Below are 11,969 nucleotides of genomic sequence, written 5' to 3'. Positions count from 1 at the left end.
AGTGTAGGGTGCGTTAACGCAGTGTAACGCACCATCAATGGCTAAAAAGTGTAGGGTGCGTTAACGCAGTGTAACGCACCATCAATGGCTAAAAAGTGTAGGGTGCGTTAACGCAGTGTAACGCACCATCAATGGCGGTGCTAAAGGCGCAAGCTGTTAACCTACTGGTAAAAATTGCTCAAGATGATGCGCCTGACACACCCTACTGAATATTTAAACCGCCTACGTATATTACGATGGGCAATCTCTGCCAAGTGTATTAAATTAAGAAAATATAGCCGATTTTAGAAACGCAGCTAAATGACAAACGAACCAAATCTAAATGACGTACAGGAACCAATTACAAGCGCACCGCCGGAAGTGCGCCAAATTATCGAGCGCGTCTTGCAAGCAGAAAAAGATAAACTCCACAGCAAAAGACCATACAACATCAACGACGACATTTTAAAAATTGTAAAGGAAGCAATCCAATGAGACTGATTTCCATCAAACTATGTAATTTTCGTCAATTTTACGGTGAAACGCCAGAAATTGTCCTCGCCAGCGGAGAGCAGAATACAACGATTGTTCACGGCAATAACGGTGCGGGTAAAACAACTTTGATGAATGGATTTACATGGGTGTTGTACGAAAAATTCAGCGCCGCTTTTGCCGCCCAAGACCAATTAGTTAATAAACGAGCAATTACAGAGGCAGCACAGGGAAGAGCGGTATCTTGCTGGGTAGAAGTATCGTTTGAACACGACAACAAACGGTATTATGCCAAGCGTTTATGCCGCGCCTATAGAAACGAAATCGGTATTCATCATAGTCAAAGTCAATTGTTTATGCAAATTGCGGGAACAGATGGGGAATGGTTCCATCCTCCCCAACCTCCAGAAGATATTATTGGGCGAATTTTACCGGAAAGTTTACATCAATATTTCTTCTTTGATGGCGAGCGAATTGAACAAATTGTCCGGTCTGACAAAAAAGCTGAAATTGCCGAAGCGACTAAAGAATTGTTGGGAGTCGAGGTATTAACTCGCGCCATCCGCCATTTGGGAGATGCGAGAAAATCCCTGGAAGGCGATTTGAGACTGATTGGGGACCCTCAAACTAAGAAACTCATACGGGAAAAACAAAAACTAGAACAAGAAATTGAGCAATTACAACAGCGTCAGGTAGAAATAGCAAACGAATTAAGCCATCAAGCGGATTTGAAGAAAGCTATTTCTAATCATTTGCTAGAACTCGGAGGGGCGGAAGAATTGCAACGCTTGCGGAATGAACTGCAAGTGCAGTTATCATCGATTCAAACACAAATGAAACAAGGAAATGAATCGATAAAAAAGGCAATTTTAACGCGGGGTTATACAATATTTCTACCTAATATAACCTCTGAATTTCGGGATTTTATTAATCAATTGCGGCAACGAGGCGAGTTACCGACGGGACTTAAACGCCCGTTTGTTCAAGAGTTACTGGAACGGGGACGTTGTATTTGCGGTGCGGAACTTCAACCAGGAACTCACGCGCACGCACAAGTACAAACTTGGATGGATAAAGCGGGAATGGCAGATATAGAAGAAACCGCTATCCGCATGATGGCACAGGTGGATGAAATTGAAAAGCAAGTGCCTGAATTTTGGCAAGAAATTGACCGACAACAGGCTAATATTAATCTAGACAGAACCGATATTTCACGCATCGAAACCCAGCTTGAAGATCTTAATAAAAAGTTGCGTAAATTTCCGGATGAAAATATACAGGAGTTGCAAAAGCGTTTGGATGAAATTGAAACTAAAATTAGCGATTTAAACCGAGAAAGTGGGGCTAATAAACAGCAAATAGAGAATCTTAAAACTCAAGTTGAAAGCTTGGGCAAGCAAATTGACAAGCATCAAATGAATGAGATGAGGCAAGTTGTGGCTCAAAGGCGCATTGCTGCAACTCAAGATGCAATTGAACGGTTAACAGAGGTTAAATCCCGCTTAGATAAACAGTTTCGCTTGCAGTTGGAAAAGCGCGTGCAGGAAATATTTAGCGAAATTTCCTTTACTCCCTACATTCCTAAATTGAGTGACAAATATGAACTGACGTTGATAGAAAATACTTCAGGAAAAGAAGAACTGGTGGCAGCTTCTACGGGGGAAAATCAAATCCTCAGTTTATCGTTTATTGGGGGAATTATTGACGGGGTGAGACAGTGGCGTCAGAAAAATAGTTTAATGGGACCAGATAGCAGCACCTTTCCTATTGTGATGGATTCTCCGTTTGGCAGTTTGGATCAAATCTATCGCAGGCAAATTGCTAAAGTCCTGCCAAAATTAGCGAATCAGTTAGTGGTTTTAGTGACTAAAACTCAGTGGCGGGGTGAGGTGGCGGAGGAAATGTCAGCTAGAATTGGCAAAGAATACGTTCTGACTTATTACTCGCCTAAACCAGATTGTGAAGAAGATTCGATCGATTTAGGCGGCGTACTATATCCTTTAGTTAAGCAAAGTCCGAATGAGTTTGAATATACGAAGATTGTGGAGGTAGATAATGCTTTCTAGTAACGCAAGTTGCTAGTTATATTGGGCGTTGCTAATTGCTAATTGCTAATATAGCATTTTTGGCGAGCCATTAGCCGCTATGCATGAGATAACTAGCAACTTGAGTAAATAAATCTGTCGTCTGAAAATACGCTATGATTGGCACCAAGGCTGGTAGTAACAGGAGGAAAATAGTATGGCAGAAATTATTGTGAAAAGTACGGAACCAGAAAAGGCATTGGTAATGCTTAAGGATGCAATCGCTAAAAAAATCGCTCGCCTGGAACATAGTCGAAAAGTCACCAAGGAAAAACTGGAGAAATTTGAAAAAAAATACAACGTTACTTCAGAGCAGTTCATCAAGGAGTGGGCGGCTGAAGATTTAGAAGGAAAAGATATGGAGTATGTAGAGTGGGCGGGTGAATATCATTGTCTTGTCAACTTAGAAGAAGACTTGAATATACTGAAGAGTCTAGAATATGTCACTCAATGAGTATATTGAGTCACTGAATATAGCGATTCAGAGACTAGATGATTATGGATTGGTTAAGTCGCTAGAATTCAATTCGGAATTTAGAGGCGAGGACGAAGTGTTTGTAACGAGTCAAGCAATTTTTATCAATGATTCTGAACTTTATATTAGGGAGTATTTAAATGGTAAGCATGGAGTAAGGCGAATTGACTATTCATATCAGTATCAATCTGCGGATAAAACTCTTATCTTTCGATACGATAATTCCAAACACAAGCCTGCTTTGGGATTTGACGATCATAAGCATTTGCGAGATGGTTCTATTATTCCTAGTCCGTTGCCGAGTATTGATGAGATAGTAGATGAGGTAATAGCTTGTTTAGGTTAGAGTAAATAAGGAGTAATTTAATGCGGAAAGAATATAACAAGCTGGTGCGCGAACGCATTCCCGAAATCATCCAACAAAATGGCTTAGAATACCAGGTAGTCACACTAACAAAATCAGAATATGTGGACTGAGAAATGAGCGCAAGAATTAGAATTGCTAAAGATAAAGCAGAGTTGGTAAAAGCTTTAACCATTGGTAGCGATAGCAAGGGGCCGTTTCAGACTTATGCTGATGCGATCGCATTTGCGGCGGCGTTGGGTGCGAAGCGGAAAAAGCGGGTAAGTTTAGGAGAAATTTCTAAAAAAGAAGTCACGCCTATAGGGATGGAAGTATTTGTTTCTAGGGGGTATGATTTGCTAATTAAGTTGTTAGCGATCGCAGAAACCAAAGACACCAAAATTCTCTCCCCCAGCGATGTCGATGCCGAAGAAAGTCGCATCCTAATTTTTGAAGAATATGCCAACGGAGGACTGGAAATTTTACAAGAGGAAATGCGCGGCGCAGTAGACTATACAGAAAGACTGCTTTTAATGCTAATTTCCGAACGAGAAAAGCAAAATCAGCCGGAAGGAGAATTTGATTTGAGTAGGTTTTTGGGTTAAAATTTACAACCTAACATTGCTCCCTTTGAAACTCAGTTTATGGTAAATATCCTATGAGTTATACAATCGACCAATCTCAACCTATTACAGCTTTACCTGACCATACTCAATTACCTGAGTCAGACGGAACCTTTGTGAAAAACTTTCAAGAACACCCTCAAAGCATTCTGTTAACAGATTCCATTACCCCTGTCCTCCAAAGACTGCATCCCGATGGTAACTATTGTATCGGTCAAGATAGCGGAATTTATTGGCGATTGACAGACCCGCCAGAACGAGGCGCAGAAGCACCAGACTGGTTTTACGTGCCAAATGTCCCACCAACTCTTGACGGTCAACTTCGCCGTTCTTACGTCATGTGGCAAGAATTAGTGCCGCCATTAATTGTATTAGAATTTGTCTCCGGAGATGGTTCAGAAGAACGAGACAGAACGCCTTTATTGCGCTCATCTCAACAGGAAACAAAACCGGGAAAATTCTGGATTTACGAAAATGTAATTCGTCCAGCATTTTATGGAATTTATGAGGTTAGTCGCTCCCGCGTAGAGGTTTATCATTTAATCGAAAATCGGTATCAATTAGTGCCGGAAAACGAGCGAGGACATTACCCAATTCCAGCATTGGAAGTAGAATTAGGAATTTGGCAAGGTCGCTATCAAAATGTAGAATTGCCTTGGTTGCGCTGGTGGGATTCAGAAGGGAATTTGTTGTTAACAGGAGAAGAAAGAGCTGAACAAGAGCGTCAAAGAGCTGAACAAGAGCGTCAAAGAGCTGAAGTTGCAGAACAACAACTAGAGCAATTGCGCGCTCAGTTACGAGCAGCTGGAATTGAACCGCAAGTGTAATAGACTTATCTAATAACGCAAGTTGCTAGTTATAAGCTTTCACGGTGGTAATTGGTAATTGGTAATTGGTAATTGGATTAAAAGATAGTGGAATCCTAACAATTACCGATTACCCATTCAGAAACAAAGGTGATGCGTCGATTTCTCGCTGTGAAACGCACGATTTTGAGTGAGAAACCGGGTTTCTTTGTCTTTGGATGTAAAGACCTCACTAGATTTTTGGGTTAAATGCTACTCGATATGAAGCCGATAATAATTAAAATTAAACCATTACGAATTTTGCAGCAAGCTACCAAGCTGTTTGCTTACACCTACTTTGGATTTATTATTGGCTATTTCATTCTCAGATTAATCTTTTGGGATCGTTTTTGGGTTGTTGGTTTTATTAGCACGTTTATCCCTTGGATATTATTTCCCATTTTAATTTTACCAGTTTTAGGATTTTTTATCCTCAAGCAACGATGGTTTGCCATTGCAGGAGCGATCGCAAGTATTTTGCTAGTAAGCTGGATGCATGTAAAATACTTTTCTCCTCACCCGATTAACGCCAGTAATTCCCAAGTTAGTATCAAAATTTTTTCCCTAAACTGTAGTTGGTATAAAACCCAGTCGCCAAATTTGGTAAACCTGATTCAACAACAACAACCCGATATCATTTTTTTACAAGAAATAGTTAAGAAACATACCGAAAGAGCTTTTGTTTGGTTAAAAGCAGCTTACCCATACCAAATAGGCACTCCACCTGTAGGCATTCTGAGTAAATATCCAATTATTTTCAATGAAACTTTACAGCTGGCGGGTCATCAAGAAACTCAGCAACGAGCAATTATCCGAATTAACCAACAAGATGTAGTCGTTTATAACATCCAAGTTTTATCTCCCTGGATTCGGATGCACAACATTTTACCGTTTCTCAGTATTCCAATTTACGAGTATGCAGATCGAACGGCAGAAATTCAAGACTTAGTTCAGCGACTCCAGAAAGAAACTCAACCTGTTATTGTAGCTGGAGACTTTAATATGACAGACCAATCTCAAGATTACAATTATTTGCAAACAGTCCTGCAAGATTCATTTCAAATATCGGGACGAGGGTTTGGCTTTACCTGGCCTCATGGTTGGGAATTGAGTTTTATAATAAAAAAATCACCCGGGAAATTAAACTATCCCATCTTCAGAATTGACTATATTTGGTATGACAAACATTGGGGTTCTCGTTCTACTAAAGTTTTGCCGACAACAGGTTCGGAACATCTGCCTGTGCAGACAGAACTCATCGAAAGCAAGTTCTGAGTAGTGCGTTAACGCCAGTTAAACGCACCACAAATCTACTGAAGAACTGGCGGCAATCCTACCTGTTTTGGTGCTACAAACTTACCATTAAAACCCACCGCCTTATCCTCAATTGTCCTCGCTTCTGCTAACTCTCGCCGCAGTTCCGCCCGTGCCAAATCATCGTCAATTCCGCCTAGAATATAAACGATCAATTTGGCAGCTAAATCTCGTCCCGCCACTAGCACCCGCTTCTTATTTGGATCGTACAAAACTCCATAAAATATCGATTCGGGTTTATCCATATTAGCGAATCCTCCATCCGCCTCGAATTTCTGAAGTTTCTCAAAAATCGACTTGAGCGAAAACCCTTTTCTATAAACTAAAATTCCCAAAGCTTGAGCAAAGGCAACTTGCCCGACGGGACGAAATAAAATATTACCTTCGCCGCCGCCTTTTTCAAAACTAAATCGCCGCATTTCTGGCGTTTCTGCACTATATTCCAATCGCCGCAAGGTGGGCAAATCGGCTATATAATCGAAAAGTTGGGTAAATTCTGCAAACCCTGCTTCGAGTTCTTCATCCTCCGGACGCAAGGGAATTAAACCTTTCTTTATGGCAGGTTTCCAGCGAAAATATTTTTGTCCTAAATACCGTTCGGACATTTCTTTTAGCGCTTGAAGCGTGGTTAAAACTGTCGCTTTCGCGGCAACGGTCGCGCTGTCCCAATTCACGCGGGGGTTGCGACCTTCGATATCTTTTAATAAACGATGGGTGACGGCAACTTTGCGGGCGACAATGGAAAAACCATCATTTTCATCGAGTTGCGCTAACTGACCTTTTGTTAATGGTGCCGCCATTAAATTAACGTGGACAAATATCGACCGGATGCGCCTTCTTGCTTCGTCGCGGGTTTCTCCTGGTACGACGGCGGATATAAATTCTATGCCTATCTTTTCTTTGGCTAGGTTTTGCAAATAAGCGGGTTCTACTTGGTATTCTTGTTGCAAATCATCGACGGTTATATAATTTACTGATGGTTTTTTATCTTTTTTGTAGCGCTGGAGTTTTCCGGTTTGGATTAATTCCATTAATCCCTGTACTCCCATCAGTCGGTGTTGTCCGTCTAAGGCAAATATTGTCACGTTGTCGGATAGGTTTAATAACCCTGCTTTGCCATCTTTATCTAGGGGTGAATAATCAGCGGTTGATTTAATTGCCCGTCCATCTTTCCCCCATTCCGCTGCTTGGGGATTATCTACCCAAGGTTGGTTCATTACTACCAATACTGGCGGGAATTTGTGATGCTTTCTCGCAGCTAAATATTGCGCTAATGCTGCTTGTCGCGACCAATCTAAGGGTCTTTGTTGTATTTCTTCGATCGTTTCCGCGTCTATTTCTATGTTTTGAGTATCTGGATTAAATTTGGGACGAAATAAAGGCAGGCGCGATGCAAAGCGGACTCGACTGGCGAACCATTCCAATGTGACGGAACCGATGTATGCTTCGCTACCTCCCATTTCGCTTTTTTGTACCAAAATTTGGTCGCTTCTGCTGAGATAGCGGTCTAACAGGAGTGCGATCGCTTGTCTTTCCTGATTTTCTCTCTCCAAAATTTGACTCGCTAGGTCGCCGCCGGGGTTGTTGGGTTTGTTCATAGATCGATATTTAAAAATATTTCCTCTGGCTTTAAAAACCTATCCTTTAATAATTTATGTGTCAATTTAGTTTTTAAAAATTGTTACCTGTGTCATACTAACTGTGATAAAGTTTGGTTTGCCCAATCTTTATCACAGTTAGTTTAATTTGTCAAACATTAATAAATGTGACGCAAACACCAAGTTTAGTTGATATGGCGGATTGAGGGTGAAAATGCTGAAAATGCCGACTTCCTGCTTTGAATATGTGTTGCCCGCGATTCGGGGAATTCAGGCAGGGTGCGAGTATTACGTCTCCATGTGTCCCGTGGGATTTTTGCCTAAGCTTTTCCCCTTGGATGATGAGGAAATGCCACCCCAAATGCGGGCAAGGCGCAGTTTAAACCGCAGTCGCGTCGCGGAAATTGGGCGATATATTCTGGAAAATCCGCAAAATTATACGTTTTCGGCAATTACAGCGTCAATTGATGCGGATATCGCTTTTGAACCTCTTGGCAAGGAGGCGGAAGCTGGGAAAATGGGACGATTGCGCGTGCCGATGGATGCGCGGTTTATTATTAACGATGGGCAGCATCGACGGGCAGCGTTAGAAATGGCGCTGAAGGAAAATCCGGAATTGGGATATGAGACGATCGCTGTGATATTGTTTTTGGAGATGGGGATTGAGAGATCGCGAAGCGTTGCGTCAGCAGTATCGCAACAAATATTCTCGGATTTAAACCGCTACGCAGTCCATCTTGATCCATCGCTGAATATTTTATACGATTATCGAGATCGAAATGCAAATTTGGTGAGGGAAGTTATCAAGCAAGTCCCCGTTTTTAGAAGTTTAGTAGATACCGAACGCAGCACTTTGCCCGCTCGATCTGGTAAGCTATTTACCCTGAGTAGTATTTATAATGGGACGCTGGCGTTGTTGGAGAATTATCCAGATGAGTCACAACAGAAACAGGTTGAAATAGCAGTTTGTTTCTGGAATGCTGTGAGTAGTTGTATTCCAGATTGGCAACAAGTTTTACACAAGAAAGTCGGTGCTTTTGAGATTCGCAGGGATTATTTGCATTGTAGTGCGATCGCGCTTACAGCAATCGGCGCCGCAGGTGCAACTTCGATCTCGATTTACCCCCATTCTTGGGCAGAAAATCTCAAACAATTGGGCGATATCGATTGGTCGCGTTTTAATTTAGACTGGGAAGGGCAAATATTGACTGGCGCTGGCGTTTCCAAGTCCCGCCGCAGTGCCACTTGGATGAGTGGGTATGTTAAGCGGCGTTTGGGTTTGCCTCTGACATCGGAAGAGGAAGAGTTAGATAATATTCGTGGTTGAGTTGGGAGGGAGAAATGAGTAGTGGACAAGCGTCAGAAAATTACCGAAACATAGTTTACTATCGCGATTGTTTTTCTCAAATTAAGGTATATACAAACAAAAATAAAGGCGGTGATTCTCTGAATCAACCAATCTTGCTTTTATCTGTAATTGATTTAATTACACAAGGTTTGATCCATAATTGCATTTTGATTTCAGATGAATTAATCGAAACCTTTGAAAAAAATTGGGCTGTTTTGGGTTCAGGCCGTTTTAAAGGCAGTCATTTTGCTCTGCCATTTTTTCATTTAAAAAATGCTAAAGGTAAATTTTGGCACTTAAAATTCAGTGAAGCGTATGAAGGCGGTCGCCCTCAAACAATACCAAAGTTAAGAACAGACATTGATTTTGCCTGGTTAGATGAGGAGTTATTTGAATTACTGCGAGATCCCAATTCCAGAAAAGAAATCGTAGATTCACTCATTACCACCTGGTTTTCATACAGTCAAAGAGAAGTTGAGGACATTTTACAAATACAGCAAGATTTCGAGGATTCAAATTGGGATGAACCAGAGACTCAAGATGAATCAAGCTGGCCAGATAAAAAAATCCTAAAATTTTATCTGAAAAAATCAGTAATTAGAGAGGGGTTTTTTCGTAAGAAAGTCGTAAATCTTTATGATTACAGATGTGCTGTCTGTAGGTTAAAAGTCACTATAACCTTAAATCAAAGCATTGTAGATGGCGCACACATCAAACCCTTTTCAATATTTTACGATAGTAATATAACCAACGGAATTTCTCTGTGTAAGAATCATCATTGGGCATTTGATCGAGGATGGTTTAGTCTGGAGGATTGCTATAAAATTATAGTGGTTGGAGATTTAGAGGAGGAATCACCAGACACTAGACCAATGAAAGATTATCAGGGTGAGATGATATTATTACCAGATTCATAAAAATTTAATCCAAGAGTTGAAGCCATAGAGTGGCATAGAAAAAATGTATTTGGGGTGTAAAAAAGGAGGCCAGTTATGCTAGAAAATCAACTGTCACTATTTCCGCCGCGACCTGTTGAAGATTTTGTCGAAAATATACAAAAGCTAACTGAAGAAATACAAGAGTTGTATTGTCAAGATGAAATACCGATTGTTATAGGCTGGTCGGGGGGCAAGGACAGTACATGTATCCTACAGCTTGTATGGTATGCGATCGCGGCGCTGCCACCAGAAAAACGGACTAAAACAATCCACGTTATTACAAACGATACACTTGTAGAAAATCCGATAGTCTCAGCTTGGGTACGCAAATCCCTAAATCGGATGAAAACTGCTGCAAAAGAACAAGGAATGCCAGTAGAAACGCATCTGACTCATCCGGCAGTTCAAGATACATTTTGGGTTGGGTTGATAGGTAAGGGATATCCAGCACCAAGAAAGCGGTTTAGATGGTGTACTGAACGCTTAAAAATTAAACCTACTGATTCCTTCATCCGCGAAATGATCAGAACTAGCGGTGAAGTAATTCTCGTTTTAGGTACTCGCAAAGCTGAAAGTGCTATGCGGGCTGCAAATATGGCTAAACATAGACAATGGAGAGTACGCGATCGCCTCAACAGCAATCCTAGTCGCCCTAATTCTTTGATGTACCTTCCTATTGAAGATTGGCGGACTGATGAAGTTTGGATGTACCTAATGCAATGGCAAAACCCGTGGGGAAATAACAACAAAGATTTACTTACCATGTATCGAGGTGCGACGGCAGATAACGAATGTCCTTTAGTCGTCGATACCTCTACTCCTAGCTGCGGTGATTCTCGCTTTGGATGCTGGGTTTGCACGATGGTAAATAAAGATAAATCTATGGAGGCGATGATCCAGAATGATGAAGAGAAAGAGTGGTTACAACCTCTACTTGATTTCCGGAATGAATTGGATGTTGAGAACGATCGCGACAAAAGAGATTTTCGCCGCATCTACGGTAAAGTCGAACTTTTTGAACATGATGTCGATGGTGAAATTTTAGTAAAAACAATTCCTGGCCCTTATACTAAATACTGGCGCGAACATTGGCTAAAACTCGTTTTAGAAGCACAAACCCAAATCCGCCAAACCGCACCGCCAGAAATGCGGGATATTACCCTAATTACCGCCGAAGAATTAAGCGAAATTCGTCGCATCTGGCTAGAAGAAAAGCACGAATTTGATGACAGCTTACCCCGCATATACAAAGAAGTAACCGGCGAAGAATTCAAAGACCCCCGCCCTGGTGCGGAAAGAACCTTACTAGGTAGCGATGAATGGGCAGTTTTAGAAGACATATGTGAAGGGGATATCATGCACCTAGAATTAATGGCAAAACTACTAGATACCGAACGCCAGTATTACACCAAATCTCGCCGTACTGGTATCTATGACACTCTAGAAAAATGCTTTGACACCAGCGGACGTGCCAAAGAAGAAGCTATTGATAATGCCCACTACCAACGCAACTTAAACAATGCCGTCAAAGCAGTCAAAGAAAATCCCGACGACATCTACCAAGTTAGACAAGCATTAAACGAAAACCCCAGCGATGCCAAAAATAATAGTGCCAAAATTAACAAGGTGAAGCAATCGATAGAAAGCAAAACCGATAACAAAAATAGGCAGCTATCTTGGGCAGATATTAAATTCTCAGCCGATGACTCAGAAACTACAGATGACTAGCAGCACTAAACTGTCACTTGTGCCTAAAACCCGCCCGGAAATTTATGATCCTGTCTGTTGGCGAATCAAAAAACCTCACCCAAAAGCCCCCAACGCTTGCAGCGTTGGGGGAGTAAAAAGAGGGAGTCATTTAATTGTTCCATTTTCCCCTCACCCAAAAGCCCCCAACGCTTGCAGCGTTGGGGAAGCCTTAAAGCCCCTC

Annotated in this window: 11 protein-coding genes; 10 read left to right on the top strand and 1 reads right to left on the bottom strand. The window is 41.5% G+C overall.

The annotated features are described in order from the left end of the window. Positions 1-300: 300 nt before the first annotated feature. The 7 genes from ACE1CM_RS04800 (at position 301) to ACE1CM_RS04770 (ending at position 6,116) form a co-directional block, all read left to right on the top strand. Positions 301-474: a hypothetical protein gene (locus ACE1CM_RS04800; protein WP_226590141.1), complete on the top strand. Its 174-nt coding sequence runs from the start codon at positions 301-303 to the stop codon at positions 472-474. Beyond that, the gene (locus tag ACE1CM_RS04795; RefSeq protein ID WP_374876270.1) at positions 471-2,537 is read left to right on the top strand and encodes an AAA family ATPase; all 2,067 of its coding nucleotides are present in this window, start codon (positions 471-473) and stop codon (positions 2,535-2,537) included. The genes ACE1CM_RS04800 and ACE1CM_RS04795 overlap by 4 nt, the downstream gene beginning before the upstream one ends. 175 nt (positions 2,538-2,712) lie before the next feature. Continuing rightward, on the top strand, positions 2,713-3,009 hold the full coding sequence (locus ACE1CM_RS04790) for a hypothetical protein (protein ID WP_374876269.1): 297 nt from the start codon (positions 2,713-2,715) through the stop codon (positions 3,007-3,009). Beyond that, the gene (locus tag ACE1CM_RS04785; protein WP_374876268.1) at positions 2,996-3,376 is read left to right on the top strand and encodes a DUF6516 family protein; all 381 of its coding nucleotides are present in this window, start codon (positions 2,996-2,998) and stop codon (positions 3,374-3,376) included. The genes ACE1CM_RS04790 and ACE1CM_RS04785 overlap by 14 nt, the downstream gene beginning before the upstream one ends. A gap of 134 nt (positions 3,377-3,510) precedes the next feature. Then, positions 3,511-3,978, top strand: coding sequence for a DNA phosphorothioation-associated protein 4 (locus ACE1CM_RS04780; RefSeq protein ID WP_374876267.1), 468 nt, complete (start codon positions 3,511-3,513; stop codon positions 3,976-3,978). A 53-nt stretch (positions 3,979-4,031) separates the two neighbouring features. Then, positions 4,032-4,823, top strand: a complete 792-nt coding sequence (locus ACE1CM_RS04775; RefSeq protein ID WP_374876266.1) for a Uma2 family endonuclease — start codon at positions 4,032-4,034, stop codon at positions 4,821-4,823. A 240-nt stretch (positions 4,824-5,063) separates the two neighbouring features. Beyond that, a complete protein-coding gene (locus ACE1CM_RS04770) occupies positions 5,064-6,116 on the top strand; it encodes an endonuclease/exonuclease/phosphatase family protein (protein WP_374876265.1) in 1,053 nt (350 codons plus the stop codon). 35 nt (positions 6,117-6,151) lie between these two features. On the opposite strand, the gene ACE1CM_RS04765 is transcribed toward ACE1CM_RS04770, so the two are convergent. Next, positions 6,152-7,753, bottom strand: coding sequence for a DGQHR domain-containing protein (locus ACE1CM_RS04765; RefSeq protein WP_374876264.1), 1,602 nt, complete (start codon positions 7,751-7,753; stop codon positions 6,152-6,154). A 214-nt stretch (positions 7,754-7,967) separates the two neighbouring features. Between ACE1CM_RS04765 and dndB the strand changes: the two genes are divergently transcribed. The 3 genes from dndB to dndC all read left to right on the top strand — a co-directional run bounded on the left by dndB (position 7,968) and on the right by dndC (position 11,767). Beyond that, positions 7,968-9,080 carry a DNA sulfur modification protein DndB gene (dndB, locus tag ACE1CM_RS04760; RefSeq protein WP_374876273.1) on the top strand — a complete coding sequence of 371 codons (1,113 nt, stop codon included), beginning with the start codon at positions 7,968-7,970 and terminating at the stop codon, positions 9,078-9,080. Between the two features lie 14 nt (positions 9,081-9,094). Beyond that, positions 9,095-10,018, top strand: a complete 924-nt coding sequence (locus ACE1CM_RS04755) for an HNH endonuclease (RefSeq protein WP_374876263.1) — start codon at positions 9,095-9,097, stop codon at positions 10,016-10,018. A gap of 75 nt (positions 10,019-10,093) precedes the next feature. Further along, positions 10,094-11,767: a DNA phosphorothioation system sulfurtransferase DndC gene (gene dndC, locus ACE1CM_RS04750; RefSeq protein ID WP_374876262.1), complete on the top strand. Its 1,674-nt coding sequence runs from the start codon at positions 10,094-10,096 to the stop codon at positions 11,765-11,767. The last annotated feature ends 202 nt before the right edge of the window (positions 11,768-11,969 follow it).

It is taken from the genome of Microseira sp. BLCC-F43 (assembly GCF_041929235.1).
GTDB lineage: Bacteria > Cyanobacteriota > Cyanobacteriia > Cyanobacteriales > Aerosakkonemataceae > Microseira.
Note: the sequence above shows the minus strand (reverse complement) of the source record. Positions and strands in the feature narration are given on the sequence as shown.

Excerpts from the sequence above, each read along its gene's own strand:
- ACE1CM_RS04780 (WP_374876267.1), top strand. The coding sequence starts at position 3,511 with ATGAGCGCAAGAATTAGAATTGCTAAAGATAAAGCAGAGTTGGTAAAA.
- ACE1CM_RS04800 (WP_226590141.1), top strand. The coding sequence starts at position 301 with ATGACAAACGAACCAAATCTAAATGACGTACAGGAACCAATTACAAGC.
- dndC (WP_374876262.1), top strand. The coding sequence starts at position 10,094 with ATGCTAGAAAATCAACTGTCACTATTTCCGCCGCGACCTGTTGAAGAT.
- ACE1CM_RS04755 (WP_374876263.1), top strand. The coding sequence starts at position 9,095 with ATGAGTAGTGGACAAGCGTCAGAAAATTACCGAAACATAGTTTACTAT.
- ACE1CM_RS04785 (WP_374876268.1), top strand. The coding sequence starts at position 2,996 with ATGTCACTCAATGAGTATATTGAGTCACTGAATATAGCGATTCAGAGA.
- ACE1CM_RS04765 (WP_374876264.1), bottom strand. The coding sequence starts at position 7,753 with ATGAACAAACCCAACAACCCCGGCGGCGACCTAGCGAGTCAAATTTTG.
- dndB (WP_374876273.1), top strand. The coding sequence starts at position 7,968 with ATGCTGAAAATGCCGACTTCCTGCTTTGAATATGTGTTGCCCGCGATT.
- ACE1CM_RS04775 (WP_374876266.1), top strand. The coding sequence starts at position 4,032 with ATGAGTTATACAATCGACCAATCTCAACCTATTACAGCTTTACCTGAC.
- ACE1CM_RS04795 (WP_374876270.1), top strand. The coding sequence starts at position 471 with ATGAGACTGATTTCCATCAAACTATGTAATTTTCGTCAATTTTACGGT.
- ACE1CM_RS04790 (WP_374876269.1), top strand. The coding sequence starts at position 2,713 with ATGGCAGAAATTATTGTGAAAAGTACGGAACCAGAAAAGGCATTGGTA.
- ACE1CM_RS04770 (WP_374876265.1), top strand. The coding sequence starts at position 5,064 with ATGAAGCCGATAATAATTAAAATTAAACCATTACGAATTTTGCAGCAA.